At 72.1% G+C, this 20,852-nt stretch carries 18 protein-coding genes; 10 read left to right on the forward strand and 8 right to left on the reverse strand.

What is annotated here, in order from left to right:
• Positions 1 to 112: 112 nt before the first annotated feature.
• On the reverse strand, positions 113 to 913 hold the full coding sequence (locus tag AB0K51_RS00960; RefSeq protein ID WP_363449018.1) for a TIGR03084 family metal-binding protein: 801 nt from the start codon (positions 911 to 913) through the stop codon (positions 113 to 115).
• A 305-nt stretch (positions 914 to 1,218) separates the two neighbouring features.
• Here AB0K51_RS00960 and AB0K51_RS00965 point away from each other — a divergent pair, with 305 nt between their 5' ends.
• Positions 1,219 to 2,907, forward strand: coding sequence for an AMP-binding protein (locus AB0K51_RS00965; RefSeq protein ID WP_363449020.1), 1,689 nt, complete (start codon positions 1,219 to 1,221; stop codon positions 2,905 to 2,907).
• 57 nt (positions 2,908 to 2,964) lie between these two features.
• On the opposite strand, the gene AB0K51_RS00970 is transcribed toward AB0K51_RS00965, so the two are convergent.
• The 3 genes from AB0K51_RS00970 to AB0K51_RS00980 form a co-directional block, all read right to left on the reverse strand.
• Positions 2,965 to 3,693 (reverse strand): class I SAM-dependent methyltransferase, encoded by a 729-nt coding sequence (locus AB0K51_RS00970; RefSeq protein ID WP_363449022.1) that lies wholly within the window; start codon positions 3,691 to 3,693, stop codon positions 2,965 to 2,967.
• 72 nt (positions 3,694 to 3,765) lie between these two features.
• The gene (locus tag AB0K51_RS00975; protein WP_363449024.1) at positions 3,766 to 4,746 is read right to left on the reverse strand and encodes a glycosyltransferase family 2 protein; all 981 of its coding nucleotides are present in this window, start codon (positions 4,744 to 4,746) and stop codon (positions 3,766 to 3,768) included.
• Positions 4,747 to 4,793: 47 nt separating this feature from the next.
• Positions 4,794 to 6,962, reverse strand: coding sequence for a glycosyltransferase family 39 protein (locus AB0K51_RS00980; protein WP_363449026.1), 2,169 nt, complete (start codon positions 6,960 to 6,962; stop codon positions 4,794 to 4,796).
• A 283-nt stretch (positions 6,963 to 7,245) separates the two neighbouring features.
• Between AB0K51_RS00980 and AB0K51_RS00985 the strand changes: the two genes are divergently transcribed.
• The 3 genes from AB0K51_RS00985 (at position 7,246) to AB0K51_RS00995 (ending at position 10,825) form a co-directional block, all read left to right on the forward strand.
• Entirely contained in the window at positions 7,246 to 8,484 is a 1,239-nt protein-coding gene (locus tag AB0K51_RS00985; protein ID WP_363449028.1) for a cytochrome P450, read from the forward strand.
• Between the two features lie 91 nt (positions 8,485 to 8,575).
• On the forward strand, positions 8,576 to 9,454 hold the full coding sequence (locus tag AB0K51_RS00990) for an alpha/beta hydrolase (protein WP_363449030.1): 879 nt from the start codon (positions 8,576 to 8,578) through the stop codon (positions 9,452 to 9,454).
• A gap of 105 nt (positions 9,455 to 9,559) precedes the next feature.
• Complete coding sequence (locus tag AB0K51_RS00995) at positions 9,560 to 10,825, forward strand: cytochrome P450 (RefSeq protein WP_363449032.1); 1,266 nt, start codon at positions 9,560 to 9,562, stop codon at positions 10,823 to 10,825.
• Positions 10,826 to 10,910: 85 nt separating this feature from the next.
• On the opposite strand, the gene AB0K51_RS01000 is transcribed toward AB0K51_RS00995, so the two are convergent.
• Entirely contained in the window at positions 10,911 to 11,294 is a 384-nt protein-coding gene (locus AB0K51_RS01000) for a VOC family protein (protein ID WP_363449034.1), read from the reverse strand.
• A 71-nt stretch (positions 11,295 to 11,365) separates the two neighbouring features.
• Positions 11,366 to 12,520, reverse strand: a complete 1,155-nt coding sequence (locus tag AB0K51_RS01005) for an acyltransferase (protein WP_363449036.1) — start codon at positions 12,518 to 12,520, stop codon at positions 11,366 to 11,368.
• A 294-nt stretch (positions 12,521 to 12,814) separates the two neighbouring features.
• Here AB0K51_RS01005 and AB0K51_RS01010 point away from each other — a divergent pair, with 294 nt between their 5' ends.
• The 5 genes from AB0K51_RS01010 (at position 12,815) to AB0K51_RS01030 (ending at position 16,871) form a co-directional block, all read left to right on the forward strand.
• Positions 12,815 to 13,153, forward strand: coding sequence for a VOC family protein (locus AB0K51_RS01010; RefSeq protein WP_363449038.1), 339 nt, complete (start codon positions 12,815 to 12,817; stop codon positions 13,151 to 13,153).
• A gap of 82 nt (positions 13,154 to 13,235) precedes the next feature.
• Positions 13,236 to 14,747 (forward strand): MFS transporter, encoded by a 1,512-nt coding sequence (locus AB0K51_RS01015; RefSeq protein WP_363449040.1) that lies wholly within the window; start codon positions 13,236 to 13,238, stop codon positions 14,745 to 14,747.
• A 72-nt stretch (positions 14,748 to 14,819) separates the two neighbouring features.
• Positions 14,820 to 15,110 (forward strand): DUF1905 domain-containing protein, encoded by a 291-nt coding sequence (locus AB0K51_RS01020; protein ID WP_363449042.1) that lies wholly within the window; start codon positions 14,820 to 14,822, stop codon positions 15,108 to 15,110.
• 160 nt (positions 15,111 to 15,270) lie between these two features.
• Complete coding sequence (locus AB0K51_RS01025; protein ID WP_363449044.1) at positions 15,271 to 15,573, forward strand: hypothetical protein; 303 nt, start codon at positions 15,271 to 15,273, stop codon at positions 15,571 to 15,573.
• Positions 15,570 to 16,871 carry an FAD-binding protein gene (locus tag AB0K51_RS01030; RefSeq protein WP_363449046.1) on the forward strand — a complete coding sequence of 434 codons (1,302 nt, stop codon included), beginning with the start codon at positions 15,570 to 15,572 and terminating at the stop codon, positions 16,869 to 16,871. Before AB0K51_RS01025 ends, AB0K51_RS01030 begins: the two co-directional genes overlap by 4 nt.
• Before the next feature lie 270 nt (positions 16,872 to 17,141).
• Here AB0K51_RS01030 and AB0K51_RS01035 read toward each other — a convergent pair whose 3' ends face one another.
• Entirely contained in the window at positions 17,142 to 18,308 is a 1,167-nt protein-coding gene (locus AB0K51_RS01035; RefSeq protein WP_363449338.1) for an epoxide hydrolase family protein, read from the reverse strand.
• 231 nt (positions 18,309 to 18,539) lie between these two features.
• Between AB0K51_RS01035 and AB0K51_RS01040 the strand changes: the two genes are divergently transcribed.
• The gene (locus AB0K51_RS01040; RefSeq protein ID WP_363449048.1) at positions 18,540 to 19,865 is read left to right on the forward strand and encodes an FAD-dependent oxidoreductase; all 1,326 of its coding nucleotides are present in this window, start codon (positions 18,540 to 18,542) and stop codon (positions 19,863 to 19,865) included.
• Positions 19,866 to 20,021: 156 nt separating this feature from the next.
• Here the strand turns inward: AB0K51_RS01040 and AB0K51_RS01045 are convergent, their stop codons facing one another.
• Entirely contained in the window at positions 20,022 to 20,657 is a 636-nt protein-coding gene (locus AB0K51_RS01045) for a TetR/AcrR family transcriptional regulator (protein ID WP_363449050.1), read from the reverse strand.
• Positions 20,658 to 20,852: the final 195 nt, after the last annotated feature.

A 20,852-nucleotide genomic window follows, 5' to 3' on the forward strand; every position in this document is an offset into this window, starting at 1 on the left:
CATAGGTTGTGCACCTCCGGTGTCCAGACCGCCCCCGCTCGCCGGGCAGCCCGACGGCGGGTCAGGAGGAGACCTCCGAGCCGCCGTTGGGCTCCCGCCGGATGACGGGGTGTCAGTGCAGGTGGGCGAACTGCCCCGGCCGGCGGCCCGGGCCGGCCGGCCCGCGGTAGGCCTGGGCGATGTCCAGCCAGTGGTCGGCGTCCGGGCCGACGGCGGTGACGTCGAGGTCGGCGCGGTGGCGGCGGCGGGTGACCAGCAGGCAGAAGTCGGCGGCGGAGCCGGTGATCCGCTGGGCCGCGTCCTCCGGGCCGAAGTTCCACTCGACGCCGGACGGGCCGGTCAGCTCGAACCGGAACTCCACCTCGGGGGTGGCCTCGCCGCGGGCCTGGTAGCCGAAGTCCCAGGTGCGGACGGCGAACCAGGCGAGGTGCCCGACCCGGTCGGTGTACTCGCGCTTGACGCCGAGCGCGTCGGCGACGTCCTGGCCGTGCCCGAACAGCTCCATCAGGCCGGCCGCGGCCAGCACCGGCGCGGGCAGCGGGCGGACCAGCCACGGCACCACCTGGCCGGCCGGCACCTTGACCAGCGCCTGCTCGGCGGCCTCCCGCTCCTCGCGCCAGGCGGTCAGCAGCTTCTCGTTGCCCAGCTCCAGGTAGGGCACCAGGATCTTGTTCACGGAGCCGTTGAAGTCGCCGGCCAGCGGCGTGACGTAGTCGACGAAGGCCTGGGCGTCGGTCGCGGACAGCGCGGCCATCTTGAAGATCGTGGTCAGGTGGGCGATCTGGTGGGCGACCGTCCAGCCCTCCGCCGGGGTGGGCGTCGCCCAGCCCGCCTCGTCCAGGCCGGCCACCAGCCGGTCGAGGTCCTTGCCCTCGGCGATCAGGTCGGAGAAGACGTCCTGGGAGTCGGCCACGGAGGCTTCCTTTCTGACTGGGGGCCGCGTCGTGACGGACCGTCAGCGGACGGTCTTCGGCGGCGCGTTCGGGTGCGTGCTGCCCAGCCTCCGGTCCGGTGCGCGGGGCGGACAACTCCCGTCGTGCGGCATGGCCGGCCGCCCGCGCGGGCCGGCCGCTCCGGGATCAGCAAGCGCCGAGACGCCCGACACCGGCCGGGCTCCCTAGGCTGCCCCGAGGGCACCGTCGGCCGGGTCGCTGCGAGCGCGGAGCCGCACCGGTGTCGAAGCCGTCCGGCGAGTTTCCGACGAGTTGAGGAGCAGTCATGTCCGAGACAGCTGTACGGTCGAGCCGCGCCGGGTCGGTGCCCTGGCCCGCCGAGTTCGCCGCCCGGTACACCGCGAAGGGCCTGTGGGCCGGGGGTTCGCTGAGCGCGCTGCTGGCCGCCGCGGCGCGCCGGACCCCGGACGCCGTCTGCCTGGTCGACGGCGAGCTGCGGATCACCTTCGGCGAACTGCTGGCCCGGGCCGACGGCGCGGCGCAGCGGCTGGCCGGACTCGGGGTGCGCCCCGACGACCGGGTCGTGGTCCAACTGGCCAACTGCTGGGAGCACGTGGTGCTCTCGGTGGCCTGCCTGCGGCTCGGCGCGCTGCCGGTGTGGACGCTGCCGCAGCACCGCCGGCACGAGATGGCCGGCGTCGCCGCGCACACCGAGGCCCGGGTGCTGGTGGTGCCCGGCGCGGTCAAGGACTTCGACCACCAGGCGATGGCGCACGAGGTCGCCGCGGCGGTGCCGAGCGTGCGCCACGTGCTGGTCGCGGGCGGTGAACTGCGGGACGGGAGCCTCGACCTGCACGCACTGCTGGCGCCCGCCGAGGACCCGGAGGCGGCGGCCGCCGCACTCGACGCCGCGACGCCCGCCGGGGACGCCGTCGCGATGTTCCTGCTGTCCGGCGGCACCACCGGCCTGCCGAAGGTGATACCCCGGACCAACAACGACCTGTGCTACATGATCGGGCAGGCCGCCGAGATCTGCGCCTACGGCCCGGACACCGTCTACCTGGCCACCCTGCCGCTCGGCCACGGCTTCCCCAACACCGGCCCCGGCGTGCTCGGCGCCCTGATCAACGGCGGCCGGGTGGTGATCACCGCCTCGCCCGCCCCCGAGACCGCGCTCGCCATCGCCGCCCGCGAACGGGTCACCACCACCGCCGCCGTCCCGGCCATCGTGCAGCGCTGGCTGCAGTTCCGCGACGAGCACCCCGACCTCGACCTGTCCGCGCTGACGCTGCTCCAGGTCGGCGCCGCGCGGCTGGCCCCCGCGGTGGCCCGGCAGATCGGCCCCAAGCTGGGCTGCACCCTGATGCAGGTGTTCGGCATGGGCGAGGGCCTGCTCTGCCTGACCCGCCTCGACGACCCCGAGCAGGTGCTGCACCACACCCAGGGCCGCCCGGTCAGCCCCGACGACGAGGTGCTGATCGTCGACGAGACGGGCGTCGAGGTGCCGCCCGGCGAGCCCGGCCTGCTGCTCACCCGCGGCCCCTACACGCTGCGCGGCTACTACGCCTCGCCGGACCTCAACGCCCGCGCCTTCACCGAGGACGGCTGGTACGTCACCGGCGACGTGGTGCGCCGCACCCCCGAGGGCAACCTGATCGTGGCCGGCCGGGAGAAGGACGTGATCAACCGCGGCGGCGAGAAGATCAACGCCGAGGAGATCGAGAACTTCGCGCACCAACTGGACGCCGTCGACCAGGCCGCCGCGGTCGCCATGCCGGACGCCGAACTCGGCGAGACGGTCTGCCTGTTCGTGGTGCCGAAGGCCGGACGGAGGGTCACCCTGGACGAGGTCCGGTCGGTGCTGCTGGACGCCGGGGTGGCCCGCTTCAAGCTTCCGGAGCGGCTGGTGCTCGCCGACACCATGCCCGCCACCCCGATCGGCAAGGTCGACAAGAAGGCGCTGCGCTCGCAGATCGCCCGCCTGCTGGACGCCGAGGCCACCGAGGCGCTCTGAGCTCCGACCACGCGTCAGGACCCGCCTCCCTTCGGGGAGGCGGGTCCTGACGGTTGTTCAGGCGGTGGCGACCCGCGGGTGCGGCGCGGTCGGGCGGTGCGCGCGGACGATCAGCGAGACGCCGCTGAGCGAGCGCACCGGCAGGTACCGCTCGGCCGCCACCAGGCCGCCGAACAGCGCGTTGATCGGCGCGGGCGGCGGCGCGTCGATGTCGCTGGAGGTGGAGCGCCGGCGGTGCAGTGCGACCAGCGGCCGCAGCAGCACGTTCCAGCTGTACAGCTCGTCGATCACCAGGCCCGCGCCGGTCAGCACCGCGGAGAGCCCCGCGCGGTCGTAGCGGCGGACGTGGTCGACCGCCTCGTCGTGCGCCGACCACAGCCGCATGTCCGCCGGGACGGTCAGCAGCGCGGTGCCGCCGGGGCGCAGGACCCGCAGGATCTCGGCGGCGGCGAGGTGGTCCTCCTCGATGTGCTCCAGGATCTCGAACGCCGTCACCAGGTCGAACGAGCCGTCCTCCCAAGGGAGTTCGCGGGCGTCCGCGCGGTGCGCGTCCAGGCCCCGCTCGCGGGCGATCTGCACCGCCGTCTCGGACAGGTCGGCGACCACGGTCCGCCAGCCGTGCTCCAGCAGCACCCGGCTGTTGCCACCGCCCGCGGCGCCGATGTCCAGCGCCCGTCCGGCCGGACCGAGCCCGCGCAGCTCGCGGGCCAGCAGCCGTCTCTTCTCCCGGAACCACCAGTGCCGCTCCTCGACCTCGGTCATCCGGCGGATCTCAGCGGCTCGCATCAGTGCGTCCTCTCAGGTGGGGGGACATGACGTTCCATCGGATCGGTTGGCGTGCACACCCGGGTCACCCGTTCACGACGAGGCCCGCCGGGCCGGCAGCCCGGCGGGGCGCGGCGACTTCTCGGCGGAGTCGAAACCGACGTGGTACACGGGGCGATTCTGTACGGCGGCGAAGATCCGGGCGACGTACGCGCCGAGCAGGCCGAGGCAGATCAGCTGCAAGGCTGACAGCAGCAGCACCGCGAGGAACAGCGAGGTCCAGCCGGGGATGGCCGCGCCCGCGGCGAACCCGGCCAGGGCGAAGGCGGCCAGCAGCAGGCAGGCGGTGAAGCTGAACCCGCCCAGCCAGGTGGCGATCCGCAGCGGCGCCGAGGAGAAGCCCGCCGTGCTGTCCCAGGCGAGGGCGATCATCCGGCGCAGCGGGTACTTGGTGCGCCCGGCGACCCGCTCCTCCCGGGCGTACCGCAGTTCTGCGCTGGGGAACCCGAGGGAGGGCACCAGCAGCCGGTACACCGGCGTGCGTTCGGGCAGTTCGCGCAGCACCTCGACCACGGCGCGGCTGAGCAGTCGGAAGTCGCCGGCGTGCGCGGGCACCTCGATGTCCAGCAGACGGCCCATCAGGCGGTAGTAGACGCCTGCGGTGTGCCGCTTGAACGCGGTGTCGGTGCTGCGGTCGGAGCGCACCCCGTAGACGACGTCGACGCCCCGGCCGCGGGCCAGCGCCAGCATCTCGGGGATCGCCTCGGGCGGGTCCTGCAGATCGGCGTCGATGCTGACCACCCAGGCGCCGCGGGCCAGGTGCAGGCCCGCGGTCAGTGCCGCCTGGTGGCCGCTGTTGCGGCGCAGCCGGACCAGACGCAGCTGCGGCCAGCGGTGGCGCTCCTTCAGCAGGGCAGAGGCAGTGCGGTCCTTGCTGCCGTCGTCCACCGCCACCACCTCGTAGTCGACGCCGCAGCCGTCGAGGACCGGGCGCAGGCGGGCGACGAGGGCCGGGATGGCGTCCTCCTCGTCGTACATCGGGACGACGACGGACAGCGTGGGCGGGAAATCCATGGCTGGCGCCTCCTCAGCGGGGGTCCGGGGTGGGCGATCGGGGCCGTTCAGCCGCAGCGGTACAGCACGGAGTCGGCGAAGCTGGGGAAGGGCAGCTTGCCGTCGGTGTCGGGAGCCGTGCCGCCGTACGCGGCCGGGTCGACGGCCTGGCAGTGCTGCTGGACGAAGGCGACCCGCCGGCGCTGGGCCTCGCCGCCCATGCCGGCGATCCCTCCCCGCCGGGGCGCGCCGGGGGCCGCGGACAGGACGAACCGCAGCCTGCCGTCAGCGATCCAGCCGGTCAGCTGGTCGACCGAGGGGACGTTGTCGGCGCCGAGGTAGCCCCCCATGCCGACCACCGTGGCGTCGGAGTCGACGATGAACTGCGCGGCGGCGATCCCGCCGCCCTCCACGGCGAGCGCGATCTGCGCGCCGTCGGCGTGCGCGACCGCGTAGTCCAGGGCCCTGCGGTTCTCGCCGGAGAGTTCCGCGCCGCCGAGGCCCGCACCGCGGGCGGGCTGGCGGCGGTACTGCTCGGGGGCGAGGCGGAAGTCCAGCTTCGGGGGAGCGCCGGCGGGCAGGTTGCCGCCGCCGGTGGGCTGGATGCCGGCCGCGGCCGCCGCGCCCGTCCCGCCGGACTCGAACATCACGGAGGGCAGCTCGACCACGAACGCGAGCCGTCCGTGCAGCATCGCGTCCAGCTTCCGGTTCGGCGGACCGGCGGACGGGAAGCCGCCGTTGGTGCCGTGTTCGAGGGCGGTACCCGCCGACCAGACCGCGGTGGTGAACAGCACCGACACCACGGCGAGCACCATGGCGGGACGCCCGAGGGAGCGGGCTCGGCCCGGCGCGAGGCGACCGAGGAGCAGGCCGGCGAGGGCGAGCGCCGCGAGCGCCGCGACCGCCCAGCGGGTCCAACCGTACCAGGAGGTGTCCCGGGAGACCAGCACGAACGCCCAGGCCGTGGTCAGCGCGACGCCCAGCGGGAGCAGCGTCCAGCCGCGGCCCGAGGCCTCCCGGTAGTCCCGCCACAGCCGGGCCAGGCCGGCGGCCGAGACGGCGGCCACCGCCGGGGCCAGCATCGCGGTGTAGTACGGGTGCCAGATGCCCTGGACGAAGCTGAACACCGCGGCGGTGACGACCAGCCAGCTGCCCCACAACAGCCAGCCCGCCCGCTCCGCCGCGTCACCCGGCTGCCGGAACCACAGCCGCCGGTACCCGGACGCGCCGACCGCCCCCAGCGCCAGCAGGCTCAGCGGCAGCAGCCAGGAGATCTGCCCGCCGACCTCCGGGGAGAACATCCGGGTGACCACCGGCTCGCCGCCGCCCATGCCGACCATGCCGAGCGCGACGTTGATGCCGCCGCCGTTGTAGACCTGGCCGAAGTCGAAGATCTTGCCGAAGCCGTTGTACCCGAAGATCACCTGGAGCGCGCTGCCGTCGGTCGAGGCGTCCACGAACGGCGTGTGGCCCGGCCACAGGTCGTGCAGCACCGGCCACCAGAACGAGGACACCAGCAGGACCCCGCCCGCCGCCAGCAGGTCGAGCACCCTGCGTCGTACCGGGCCGGCCGTGCACACCAGGAAGGCGAGCGTCAGCCCGGGCAGCAGGATCCACGCCTCCAACCACTTGGTGGAGAACCCGCAGCCGATCCAGAACCCGCACGCCAGTAGCCAGTTGCGCCGTGAGCGGATCGCTGCGGCCAGCACCGACCGGGTGAACGCGTAGGCCGCGGCCAGCAGCAGCAGCACCAGCAGGGCGTCGGTGTTGTTGTCCCGGTCGATCGCCACCGTCACCGGTGTCAGGGTCAGGATCAGCGCGGCCAGCAGCGCCACCCGCTCACCCGCCCACAGGCGCACCGTGCGGTGCAGCAGGAACACGGCGGCCACCCCCTCGACCGCCTGCGGCAGCAGCACCGTCCAGGAGTGGAAGCCGAACACCAGCACCGTCAGCGCCTGCGGCCACAGCGACATCGGCGGCTTGTCGGTGGAGACCACCCCGACCGGATCGAAGGCCCCGAAGAGGAAATTGCCCGGAGAACGGGTCATCGACTTCACTGCCGCCGAGTAGTATGCGTTGCCGAACCCGCCGGCATCGATCGCCCACACGTACAACAGCAGCGCCAGCAGAAGAATCCCGCCCAGTGCCCAGCGGTGAGCGGCGCCCGTGCCGAGGTCGGCCGGTTCGCCGGGCGCGGGGGACGTGGTGGGCACCGGGGCCGGTTTGACGGTAGACATCCGTTCTCCTTCGTGATCGAAGCTGCCCATACGGTGGCACGCGGTGATCAGGTGCGGCTTCTCCCTTCTTGCCGATCCGACCTGCCCGCTCCGGCCGCCCCGGCGCCCGTCCGGTGCGCAATCGCGAAGATGTTCCGCCCCCGGGGGACGGCTAGCGTGAGCAGCGGATCGAACAACTCGAGTGCTGGACCAGGCTGTTCGGCACCGCGCGGTGCAACTCCCGTGCCCAGCCGGTCCACTGACAGCCCATCATTCCGAAGACTGCTGGTGGAGGTCGCGTTCCATGTCCAACGATGTGTGCCCCTATCGCCTCGACCCCGATGGCGCCGACACCCACGGGGAGACCAAGGCGCTGCGAGAGCAGGGCCCGATCGCGCTGGTCGAGCTCGCCGACGGCGTGAAGGCGTGGTCCGTCCACGACTACGCGCTCGGCAAGCAGATCATGGGCGACGAGCGGTTCTCCAAGAACCCGCGCAAGAACTGGCCGAAGTACATCAACGGCGAGATCTCCAACGGCTGGCCGCTGATCACCTGGATCGCCATGGACACCATGGCCACCCAGGACGGCGAGGACCACGGCCGGCTGCGCCGGCTGCTCCTCAAGGCGTTCACCGAGCGCCGCGTGGAGGCCATGAAGCCGCACATCGAGAAGACCGTCAAGGACCTTCTCGACGCGATGGAGGCCAACCAGGACGAGATCCTCGACCTCAAGGGCTGGTTCCACGCGGAGCTGCCCACCCGCCTGATGTGCGACCTCTTCGGCGTGCCCGAGGAGACCCGCGCCGAGGTGCTGGTCGGCGGCCACAAGAACATCGACACCCGGATCAGCCCCGAGGAGGCCGAGGCCAACCTGTACCAGTGGCAGGAGGCCATCTCCAACCTGGTCGACTTCAAGCGGGCCAACCCCGCCGACGACCTGACGTCGGGCCTGATCGCCGCCCGCGACAACGACTCCCGCCTCAGCCACTCCGAGCTGCTGGGCACCCTGCACCTGCTGCTCGGCGCCGGCTCCGAGACCCTGGTCAACGCGCTCGCCCACGCCTCCGTGGCCCTGCTGGCCGACGCCGACCTGCGCGAGAAGGTCGTCTCCGGCGAGATCCCGTGGGAGAACGTCTGGGAGGAGACCCTGCGGGTCGAGTCCCCGGTCGCCCACCTGCCCTTCCGCTACGCCACCGAGGACTTCGAGCTCGGCGGCATGAAGATCGCCAAGGGCGACCCGATCCTGGTCGACTTCGCGGGCATCGGCCGCGACCCGTCGATCCACGGCGACACCGCGGACGAGTTCGACCCGATGCGCGAGGACAAGACCAACCTGTCCTTCGGCCACGGCGTCCACTACTGCCTCGGCGCCCGGCTCGCCAAGCACGCGTGGATGATCGGCATCCCGGAGCTGTTCCGCCGCTTCCCGGAGATGCAGCTCGCGGTCTCCCGCGACGAGCTGGTCGGCCAGGGCAGCTTCGTCGTCAACGGCCACGCGAACATCCCGGTCCGCCTGCGGGCCAAGGTTCCGAGCGCCGCGTAACACCCCCGGCGGGCCCGGGCGCCCCGCACCCGCGGGGCGCCCGGGCCCGCATAGGTCCACGAAGGTCAGGCACCCACGAAGGAGACCGGCAATGGCAGTTGACGAGACGGCGGAAGACCACGGCGTGGCACCCGAGGGCCTGCCCCTCGACGACGACTACATGGGCCCGCGCGACCTCGAGGTCAGGACCGTGCGGTCGGCCGACGGCACCACCATCGCCTACGAGAAGTCCGGCAGCGGCCCCGCCGTCGTGGTGATCGGCGGCGGCCTCAACGACCGCGCCATGTTCACCCCGTTCGCGACGCTGCTGTCGGACCACTTCACGGTCTACAACTACGACCGCCGCGGCCGGGGCGACAGCGAGTACGGCGACCCCGAGCAGTTCAGCATGCAGAAGGAGATCGAGGACCTCGCCGCGGTCATCGCCGAGACCGGCGAGCCGACCTCGGTCTTCGCCAACTGCACCGGCGGCATGATCGCCATCGAGGCCGCCGCCCAGGGCGTGCCGATGGCCAAGCTCGGCCTGTACGAGCCGCCGTACAACTCGCCGAAGGCCACCCCCGAGCAGATCGCCCAGCTCAAGGTGTACATCGAGGAGGACCGCCGCGAGGAGGCGGTCACCATCTTCGCCAAGGACATGGTCCGGTTCATCACCGAGGACCGCCTCGACTACTTCAAGCAGCACCCGGCGTGGGCCGCCTTCGAGTCGATGGCGCCGTCCGCGCTCTACGACGCCATCATCAGCGTCGAGTACAACGACGTCCCGCACGCGATCCTGCCCAAGGTCCAGGTCCCGACCCTGATCCTGACCGGCACCGACTCCTCCGCCGCGATCCGCAACGCCTGCGCCGAGGTCTCCAAGGAGATCCCGGGCGCCAAGCTGATCGTCATGGAGGGCGAGGGCCACCTGTTCAACCAGAAGAGCGGAGCACCGGTCTACACGGAGTTCTTCTCGGGCGAGGCCGCCTGAGGGACGGAGCGACCGCGTCGGGCCGCACGTGCGGCCCGACGCCGACGCATCCGCGCACGACCGGGCACCACGGCGCGATCGAGGGGTACGCACACCATGAACGGCATGACACAGCTCCAGGACACTGCCGACGGCGACAGCGGGGCACCCGCTCCGACGGGCGGATGCCCGATGCTGCTGTCCGGCACCCGCCGCGGACTCGACCTCGCCGACGAGGTCGCACGGCTCCGCGACGGCGGTGAACTCGGCCAGGTGGTCGACGCGTTCGGCCAGGAGGCCACCCTGATCACCCGCTACGACGACGTGCGGGCCCAACTCTCCGACACCGACGGCTTCCACGTCGGGACCGTGCCGCTCCCGCCCGTGCTCCTGGAGCGAGGCTTCGACCTCGACGAGGTCAACCGCCGCCGCAAGGTCGGCAACCTGATCATGCTGGACCCGCCCGAGCACACCCGGCTGCGCAAGATGGTCACCGCCTGGTTCACCTCCCGGCGGGTCGAGCGGCTCCGCCCCCGCGTGGTGGAGATCATCAACACCGCGCTGGACGCCATCGAGCAGGCCGGCCCGCCGGTCGACCTGGTCGCGATGTTCTCCAAGGTCGTCCCGGTGATGGTGATCTGCGAACTCCTGGGCGTCCCCGAGGCCGAGCGCGAACGCTTCTGGACCACCTACTCCCCGCCCGACGGCCCGTCCAGCCCGCTCAACGAGCTGCGCCGCCTCGGCGAGGCGGGCTGGGTGAACCGGGAACTGATCGCCCATCACCGCGAGAACCCCAGCGACGACGTGATCGGGATGCTGCTGCGCGAGTACGGCCCCGGCACCGGCGGCAACGAGCTCACCGACGACGAACTGGTCGGCCTCGCCAACGCACTGCTGATCGCCGGCCACGAGACCACCACCCAGATGCTCTCGCTCGGCACCCTCGCCCTGCTGCGCCACCCGGAGCAGCTCGCCCTGGTCCGGGACCACCCCGCGGCCGTCCCCGGGGCGGTCGAGGAACTGCTGCGCTACGTGGGCGTGCTGCACGGCGGCTTCGTCCGGATCGCCACCCGCGACACCGTCATCGGCGACCACAAGATCCAGGCCGGCGAACTCGTCATCCCCGCGCTCGCGACCGCGAACCGGGACCCGCGGCTGCTCGCGGACGGCGACCGGCTGGACGTCACCCGACCGCCCACCAGCCACCTCGCCTTCGGGCACGGCGTGCACTTCTGCATCGGCGCCCCGCTGGCCCGGCTGGAGCTGCGGGAGGCCTTTCCGGCGCTGCTCCGGCGCTTCCCGAAGCTGCGACTGGCCGTTCCGGAGAGCGAATTGGAGTTCGCGGACGACACCGTGGTCTACGCGCTGCGGAGCCTGCCCGTGACGTGGTGAGGCCCGCGACCGTGCTCGGCGCGGGCGGCGACGCAACACCGGGGCGGCGCACTCGACGAGGAGTGCGCCGCCCCGGTGTCGTGGTTCAGGCGCTCTTGAGGCCGACGACGTTCCCGTCGAGGTCGGTGAAGGCGGCGATCTTGCCCATCGGCGTGGGGGTGGGCTCCATGGTGCGGGTGGCGCCCAGCTTCTCGGCCTGTGCCAGTGCCGCCTCGACGTCGGCGACCGGGAAGTACGCGACCAGCCCGGTGTACGGGGCCCCGGGGCCGGCCTGGCCGATTCCGCCGGTCGGCGGGGCGTTGGTGCCGCTGACGAGGGCGTAGTTCTCGTCGAGGGCGTTCACCTGCCAGCCGAACAGTTCCTGGTAGAAGTTCCGGGCGCGCTCCGAGTCGGGGGTCGACAGGTCGAACCACACGGGAACGGGGACATTTCCGGTCGACGTGGCGTCGACGCTGTTTCCATCAGCCATGCCGCCATCCTACGTGCCCGGCTCGCGCCGGGCGCCCGATTCCCTTGCCCGGCGCGTCCGATGACGGTCCGTCAGGCGGTGACGGACCGTCCGGCGCGTGGCCGCGGGCGGGCGAAGCGCCGCATCAGCGGGCGCTCGATGCCGTAGTACATGCCCGTGGACACGGCCAGGGTGAGGGCCAGGTCGAAGGCCAGGATGCCGAAGCTCACAGGAGTGGAGAAGGTGTCCGGGCCGAGCGAGAACCGCACCGTCATGTAGACCAGCAACTGCGAGAGGTAGAAGGCGTAGGAGATGTTGCCGAGCCACACCATCACCCGGCTGCGCAGCACGGTGCGGTGCCCCCGGAGGTCGGCGTTGGCGGCGGCGGCGATCAGCAGGGCGATCGGCAGGACGCTGACGGCGCGCAGGCCGTAGAGGTACGGGACGAACATCGCGAGGACGTAGCTCGCCGCCATCAGCAGACCGGCCGGCAGCGTGCCCATGTCGCGCCAGCGCCCGGTCTGGACGGCGCGGGCGACCAGGATGCCCAGGGCGAACTCCAGCAGCCGCGAGGGCGGGAAGATGTAGGCCAGGTACAGCTGGAGCTCGGAGGCCGGGCCGGTGATGACGTGCGGGCTGCTCGGCAGCGAGAGCGACAGCAGGACGGGGACGGCGACGTTGGCGGCCACCAGGCCGGTGATCCAGTGCCGCAGCCGCTCGGCCGGGACGCGGCGCAGGAAGGCGTACAGGAGCGGGAAGGAGGCGTAGAACAGCGCCTCGACACCGACCGACCAGCTGGGCATGTTGACGCTGAAGAAGGCGTTGATGTCCGGCACCCAGGGCTGGAGCATCGCCAGGTTCAGCAGCAGCACCCAGAGCGGGGTGATCGCCGCGGCGTACATCAGCGCGGCGAGCGCGAAGGTGAACAGGTAGTTGGGATAGACCTTGGCGAGCCGCCGGCGCCAGAAGGCCCGCGCGGTGTCGCCGGGCCGGGCGGACCAGGTGAGCACGAAGCCGCTGAGCACGAAGAAGGTCTGGACGCCGATGCCGCCGCCGGGCAGCGCGAGGGCGTGCAGTCGGTCGTTGAAGTGGCCGTCGCGGAAGAGGGTGAGCTTCTCCACGTTCTGGGTGGAGTGGTAGATCCAGACGGCGAACGCGGCGACCCACCGGAGGCCGGTCAGTGACGGCAGCCGGGTGGCGACCTGCTCCGGTCTGAGCTGCTTCGGCGGCGAGAAGGTACCCGTCATGTCGTGCCCCATCCGTGTGTGCGGAAATCAGCGAGATCCGATCACTCCGCGTCGATCCCGGGCACCTTCCGGGTTGCTGACCTTCGGTGCGAGAGTGGTCCCCGGGGCGCGAAGCGGGCGTGGGACACGGAGACTGACTGATCGTCAGTCACTCGGGGCGGTCCCGGCCCGGGGGCGACACGCCGCGGGAACCGGTGGCCGGCCTCGGTCGTTGCGCACTGCCGCACCCGCGTATACGGTGTGAACATGGCTAATGTAGACAGCGTAGACACTGCGCCGGGAAGTCACTCGCACGTGCCTTCGTGGTTCGACATCTCGACTCCGAACTCCGAGCGAATCCGGGGTTTCTACCAAGAGCTGCTCGGTTGGACGGTGCACGTCCTGGACGACACCTACGCCCTGGTCGGCGGCGAGGGCGGGACGCTGAGCGGCGGCATCGGCCAGGCCGGCCCCGGTAGCCCGTACACCGGGGTGGTCGTGTACTTCCCGGTCGACGACGTCGAGGCCGCGCTGGAGCAGGCGGTGAAGCTCGGCGGGACCCGCCGGCTGGACCCGGTTGCCGTGCCCGGCCGCGGCCGGATCGCCGTCTTCGACGACCCCGACGGCAACACCGTCGGTCTCACCGGCCCCTGATCCGATCCATCCAGGTCCGGCCCGCCGGGCGCGGGCCCTGCCGGCAGACGGCACGCCCATTCCACACCCAAGGGAGACAAGAGTGTCCACCGTAGACTCCAGCTCGGCCGCGGAAGGGGCCGAGGTGACGGCGCCAGGCGCCGCGGAGACCACCGGAGACCCCCGGCGGTGGAAGGCCCTCGGCCTGCTCGCCGGGCTGCAGTTCATGATCCTGCTGGACATGACCATCGTGAACGTGGCGCTGCCGAAGATCCAGGCGTCGCTCGGCTTCTCGCAGTCCGGCCTGGCCTGGGTGGTCAACGGCTACCTGCTGATGGCGGGCGGCCTGCTGCTGCTCGGCGGCCGGCTCGCCGACTTCTACGGTCGGCGCAGGCTGCTGCTCACCGGTGTCGTGATCTTCACCGTCTCCTCCGCGGTCTGCGGCGCCGCCACCAACCAGGGCATGATGATCGCCGGACGGTTCGGGCAGGGCCTCGCCGAGGCGATCGCCGCCCCGGCCTCGCTCGGCCTGCTCGCCCTGCTGTTCACCGACCCCAAGGAGCGCACCAAGGCGCTCGGCCTGTGGGGCGGCCTGGCGGCCCTGGCCGGCACCCTGGGCTACGTGCTCTCCGGCGTGCTGACCGACCTCGGCGGCTGGCGCTGGATCTTCTACATCAACCTGCCGGTCGCCGTCGTCGTCCTGTTGCTGCTCCCGCGGATGGTCGCCGAGAGCCGGATGGCGCGCGACGCCTCCACCGGACTCGACGCGGGCGGCGCGATCACCTCCACCCTCGGCCTGTTCGGCATCGTCTTCGGCCTGCTCCAGGCCGCCGACCACCCGTGGGGCTCGGCGCGGGTGGTCGTCCCGCTGGTGGCGGGCGTCGCCCTGCTGCTGGCCATGCTGATCATCGAGCGCCGGGTGGAGAACCCGCTGATCCCGCTGGAGTTCTTCGCCAACCGGACCCGCTCGGTCATCAACCTGACCTCGCTGTTCTTCATGGCCTCCTTCATCTCCTACACCTTCATGCTCACCCTGTTCGAGCAGGAGGTGCTGAAGTACTCGCCGCTCCAGGGCGGCCTGGCCTGGCTGCCGCTGAGCGTCGGCATCGGCATCGGCATCGGCGCGGGCACCGCGCTGGTGCAGAAGGTCGGCGTCAAGGCGGTGGTCGGCGTCGGCTTCATCGGCGCGGGCGTGGGCCTGTTCCTCACCAGCAACCTGGCCGTGAGCTCCTCGTACGCCGGCGGGATCCTGCCCGGCATGCTGGTGTTCGGCGTCTTCGCCGGCGCGACCATGCCCGCCGCCACCAACGCCGCCCTGCACGGCGTCACCGCCCAGGACTCCGGCCTGGCGTCCGGCGTCCAGACCACCATGCAGCAGGTCGGCTCCGCGCTCGGTCTGGCGACCCTGGTCACGCTGGCCTTCCGGCACGCCAAGAGCGCGATCATGGACGGCACCGCGCCGGACGTCGCGTTCACCTCCGGCTACACGCTGGCCTTCACGGTCGGCGGAGCGCTGATGGTGATCGGCGGCATCCTGGTGTTCCTGCTGTTCGAGAAGGTCGACCCGACGCTGCGCAACCCGATGGCGGAGATGGTCGAGAAGCAGGCCGCCTGACCGGTCCCGGCCCCCGGCCGGGACGAACCCCCGTACCACCCGAACCGCTGCCACACCCTGGAGGACACACCCATGGCCGCCACCGAGAAGCCCGCCCAGGTGCTCGACACCACCTTCACCGCGCCGATCGAGGTCGACGGAGCCTACCCGACCTACGTGACCGTTCCCGGCTCCGCCGAACTGCTCGGCACCCGCCGCCCGGTCAAGGTCTCCGGCACCATCGACGGCCACCCGTTCAGTGCCACGCTGATGCCCTCCGGCCAGGGACCGCACTGGCTGCCCGTCAAGGCCGCCCTGAAGAAGCAGGTCGGCAAGGACGCGGGCGCCGAGGTGACCGTCCACCTGCAGGAGCGCCACTCCTGACACCCCGTCACGAAAGCGGCCCGGCTCGCCCCGGGCCGTTTTCGCGGCCCAGCAATTCCGGATATTCCCGCCCCCGGCCGGAACGGCGAGCATGGGGCGGGAATACCCCTGCGGCACCGCGTATCCGATGGACCCATTACTCGCGACTTCAGGAGCCACCGTGGGCAAGGCATTCGTCATCCGCTATGAAATGCGCCCGGAGACCGCCGACCAGAACCAGGGCATCATCGAGAACGTCTTCGCCGAACTCGCCGAGAACAACCCCGAGGGCGTCCGCTACGCCTCCTTCCGGCTCGACGACGGCGTGACCTTCGTGCACGTCGGGATGATCGACGAGGGCAGCAACGGACTCGCCGAGACCGCCGCGTTCCAGGAGTTCCAGAAGGGCTTCGGCGACCGGGCCGCCGGTGCGCCGGACGCCAGCGGCGCCACGCTGCTGGGCTCGTTCGGGTTCGACAGGTGATCATCGGGTTCGAGCCCGCCGCCCGGGCCTGGGCCGACTGGCCCGGCCCGGGCGTCGTCGAGCTGCCCCCGCTGCGCGGTGAACTGTCCGTCGGCGAGGCCGAACTCGACGCCGCCGCACGCGACTTCGGCAACCGGGTGCACCGCAGGCCGCTGGCCGTGCTGCGGCCCGGCGGCGCCACCGACGTGGCGGCGATGGTCCGGTTCGGCCGGCGCTGCGGGATCCCCGTGGTGCCGCGCGGAGCCGGGCACGCCGTCGACGGGCAGGCGCAGACCGACGGCATCGTCATCGACCTGACCGCGCTGCGCGCGGTCCACCGGATCGGCGCGGACCGCATCGAGGTGGACGCAGGCGCCCGATGGAGCACCGTGGTGGACGCCGCGCTGCTGGTCGGCCTGGTCCCGCCGGTGCTGCCCGACTACCTGGAACTCACCGTCGGCGGCATCCTCTCGGCCGGAGGGTTCGGCGGCGCCAGCCACCGGCACGGCGCCATCGCCGACCGCGTCCTCGAACTCGAAGTGGTCACCCCCGACGGTGAGTTGACCAGCTGCTCGGCCGAGCACAACGACAAGCTGTTCGACGCGGTGCGCGGCACCCAGGGCGAGCACGGCATCATCACCCGCGCCACCGTCGCCCTCGCCCCGGCCCGCGTGCTGGCCCGCCGGTACGTGCTGACCTACCGCGAGCTCGGGCCGTTCCTCGCCGACCAGTTGCGGGTGATGGCCGACCGCCGCTTCGACCAGACGATCGGCCAGGCCCGGCACACCGAGGCCGACGGCTGGAGCTACACCCTGGAGGCGCTCGCCGCCTACGACCCGCCGGACGAGCCCGACGACGCGACGCTGCTCGACGGGCTCGCCCACCAGGCCCTCGAACGACAGGACATGACGCTCCGTCAGTTCCTGTACCGGCTCGTCCCGTTCGAGGCGCAGTTGCGCGAGCTCGGCTCCTGGCAGGACCATCCGCACCCGCGGTGCAACGTGCTGCTGCCCGGGCGGCACGCCGAGGCGGTGATCGCCGACAGCCTCGCCGGGCTGCGCGAACGCGACCTCGGGCTCGGCGGCAACGTGCTGCTCTACCCCGTGCCGACGGGTCTGCTCGGCGCACCCGGCATGCCGAAGGCCGCCGACCCGGTGACCTGGCTGTTCGGCCTGCAGCGCACCGCCCCGCCAGGCGATGCGGAGCTCATCGAGCGGATGCGGCTGGGCAACGAGGAACTGCGCGCCACGGTCCGCCGGCTCGGCGGCGTCGACTACACGTACCCGACCGCGTACCACCGCACCCTGCACGGGAGCTGACGGAGGTACGACGAAAGGCCCGCGCAGGGGTGGGACGCTGCGCGGGCTTTGGGGGTTTGGGGAGATGGGGGCGCTGCCCGGGAGCTGACGGAGATACGGCGAGGAGCCCGCGCAGGGGTGTGCCGCTGCGCGGGCTTTTCGCTGCGCGGGTGTGCCGCTGCGCGGGCCTGGGGGTTTCGGGGAGATGGGGCGTTGCGCGGGAGCTGACGGAGGTACGGCGAAGGGCCCGCGCAGGGGTGGGATGCTGCGCGGGCTCTTCGGTGGGCGGGGTCAGTGGGTGTCGCGGAGGGCGCGGTTGAAGGCCTGGAGGTCGGTGACGAAGAGGTCGGGCTCCTCCAGGGCGGGGAAGTGGCCGCCGCGGTCGTACTCGGCCCAGTGGATGATGTTCGGGAACCCGCGGTCGGCGAACTTGCGGATCGGCTGCGCCGGGTCCGCCGGGTAGACGGCGACGCCGAACGGGACGTCCAGCGGCGGCGGCGCGGCCGGCGGGACCGGCGCGGTGGGCAGGATGTCGGCGATCTCGACGTAGAAGTTGTTGCTCGACGCGGCGGTGTTGGTCAGCCAGTAGACCATCACGTTGGTGAGCAGCGCGTCCCGGTCGACCGCGTCCTCGGGGACCTTCTCGGTCTCCGCCCACTCCATGAACTTCTCGACGATCCACGCGAGTTGGCCGACGGGGGAGTCGGTCAGCGCGTACGAGAGGGTCTGCGGGCGGGTGGACTGGATCTTCATGTAGCCGGACAGCTCGGTGGCGAACCGGCCGAGCAGGCCCAGCCGGCCGAAGTCCGCCTCGGTGAGGTCCGCGAGGTCCGCCGGGTCGTCGGACGGCGGGGTGATCAGGAAGTTGACGTGCGTGCCGAGCACGTGCGGCCGGTCGATGGCGGACAGCACCAGGCTGGTCCAGGCGCCGAGGTCGCCACCCTGGACCACGTACTGGTCGTAGCCGAGGCGGGCCATCAGCTGGGCCCAGGCGCCGGCCACCCGGGGCAGGTTCCAGCCCGGTTCGGGGAACGGGCCGGAGAAGCCGAAGCCCGGGAGGGTGGGGATGACCAGGTGGTACGCGTCGGACGGGTCGCCGCCGTGCGCGCGCGGGTCGGTCAGGGGGCCGATCACGTCCAGGTACTCCACGAAGGAGCCCGGCCAGCCGTGGGTGACGATCATCGGGGTGGCGTCCGGCTCGGGGGAGCGGACGTGCAGGAAGTGCACCCGGGTCCCGTCGATCTCGGTGGTGAACTGGGAGAAGGAGTTCAGCCGCGCCTCCTGCTTGCGCCAGTCGTAGCCGGTGCGCCAGTACCCGACCAGGTCCTTGAGGTAGGAGAGCGGCACGCCGCGGCTCCAGCCCTGGTTCGGCAGCTCGCCCGGCCAGCGGACCGAGTCCAGACGCCTGTGCAGGTCGTCCAGGTCGGCCTGCGGGATCTCGATGCGGAACGGTTCCACCAACAGCCCCTTCCATCGTCAATGCACCCACGGAAAAATGACGGTTCAACGGCCGTTCACGGGGAATTCCCGGATGCCGCCGCGCCGTCCCCGGGCCACGGTATGGAGTGGCCTGACGGGGTGACAAGAGCGGTCGGTCCAGTGAGCATTCTGGAAGAATTGCCTCCGCCCGGCGGCCGGTACCTTGAGAAACCACATCGAGGGTTTCCAGCCGATTCGGAGGGCCGTGCAGTGGGCAATTACGTCGGCGATCACGCGGTGGTTCTGGGCGGGAGCATAGGCGGGTCGCTGGCCGCCCGGATGCTCGCCGACGCCTACCGCAAGGTCACGGTGGTGGACCGCGACGAGCTGTTCGGCCCGACCGGTCCGCGCCGGGCGATCCCGCAGGGCCACCACATCCACGCGCTGCTGGCCCGTGGGAAGCAGATCCTGGACGAGGTCTTCCCCGGCTTCACCGAGGAGCTGGTCTCGCTCGGCGTCCCGGTCGGCGACTTCGGCACCAGCCTCAGCTGGTACTTCAACGGCTCCATGATGAAGAAGACGGAGACCGGACTGGTCTGCGTGGCGGCCGGCCGGCCGCTGCTGGAGGAGCGGATCCGGCTGCGGGTCAACGCCTTCGACAACGTGACGTACCTTCAGCACACCGACGTGCTCGGGCTGACCGCGACCCCCGACGGGGGCCGGATCACCGGCGTCCGGATCCAGGCCCGCGCCGAGGGCTCCGAGGAGCAGCGGCTGGAGGCCGACCTGGTGGTCGACTGCACCGGCCGCGGCACCCGTACCCCGCGCTGGCTGACCGAGCTCGGGTACCCGCAGGTGCAGGAGGAGCGGGTCAAGATGGACCTGACCTACACCACCATGTGGTTCAAGGGCCCGCTGAGCTTCGACCCGATCGGCGACGACATCGCGCTGATCCCGGTCGCCACCCCGGCGATGCGGCGCGGCGCGATCTTCGCGCGGATGCCCGACTCGTACGCGATCTCGCTGACCGGCATCCTCGGCGACAAGCCGCCCACCGACTACGCCGGGTTCATGGCGTACGTGGAGTCGCTGCCGGTCCCGGAGATCGCCAAGGCGGTGAAGGACGTCGAGCCGATCGGCGAGGCGATGACCTTCCACTTCCCGGCCAGCATCCGCCGCCGCTACGAGCGGCAGGCCCGGCACCCCGAGCGGCTGCTGGTGATGGGTGACGCGGCGAGCGTCTTCAACCCGGTGTACGGGCAGGGCATGACGGTCGCCTCGATCGAGTCGCTGGTGCTGCGCCGGCACCTGGAGCAGGGCGTGCCGCAGCCGGCCGCGTTCTTCCGCGACCTGGCGAAGGTGGTCGACGGGCCGTGGGACATGGCGGCCGGCGCCGACCTCGGCTTCGACGGCGTGGAGGGCAAGCGCGACCTGAAGTGGTGGCTGGGCAACCAGTACATCCCGCGGCTGCAGGCCGCCGCGGTCAAGGACGAGCAGCTGTCGGAGGCCTTCCTGCGGGCGGCCGGGCTGGTCGACCCGCCGACCGCGCTGATGCGGCCGCGCGTGATGGCGCGGGTGCTGCGGCCCGCCCGCTGACCCTGTGACGGCCCGTCAGGCATCCGCCCGGCGGGCCGTCGGCCTGCCCCCGGGCCGGCGGCGCGGCCGGCCGTCGCGGGGGCGCGGCCGGGCCTCACCACGGTGCGGGGGCACGGCCGGGCCCACCGCGGCGCGGCCGGGCCTCCTGATGGGCCGTCAGCCCACCTTGCGGATGCCGTCGATGATGGTCTCCACCACGTGCTCGGCCAGCTTGTCGATCACCGCGCGGTCCTGGTAGCGCAGCGGTCCGCGGGTGGCCAGGTCGGCGAAGCCGTGCACGGCGGACCAGCACGCCCACTCGGCGTGGACGCGGCGCTCGGGCGTCAGCGCGCCCGCGTCCACGATCCCGTCCAGGGCGTCCAGCAGCAGCTGGAACGGCGGCGGGACGTGCTCGCCGACCGCCGACGGGTCGCCCTCGCCGCGCTCCTCCTGGGTGAGGATGGCCAGCGAGAACCAGCCGGGTTCGGAGAGCGCGAACTGGATGTAGCCCAGGCCCACGCCGCGCAGGTGCCGCAGCGCGGTCTCGGCCGGGTCGTCGTCCGGCGGCGCGGCGTGCATCTGCTCCAACATGGCCCGGGCGAGCCGCTCGTGGGCCTCCGCGGCGACCGCCATCACCAGGCTGCGCCGGTCCGCGAAGTGCCGGTAGGCGGCGTTCGGCGTGACGCCGACGGACCGGGTCACCTCGCGCAGCCCCAGGGCCGCCTCGCCGCCCTGCCGGGCCAGGCGCAGGCCTGCCTCCACCAGAGCAGCGCGCAGATTGCCGTGATGATACGAGCGCGTACCGGCGGCCATGGTCGCGATGCCTCCTGCTCGGGTTTACGGTGTAAACATCGTCGATGTGGACAGTGCATACTTTACGTCGGTCGAGCACCAGTATGCGCCCACCCCGCCTGTTCACCACCACCCGCCCCGTACCCGGCCCGGGCACCCGCACGCCGGAAGTTGTCAGCGTGGCCCCGTCAGGCAGAACCTGTCACTCAGCGGGGG

The sequence above is a fragment of the Kitasatospora sp. NPDC049285 genome, from assembly GCF_040678815.1.
Lineage (GTDB): Bacteria > Actinomycetota > Actinomycetes > Streptomycetales > Streptomycetaceae > Kitasatospora.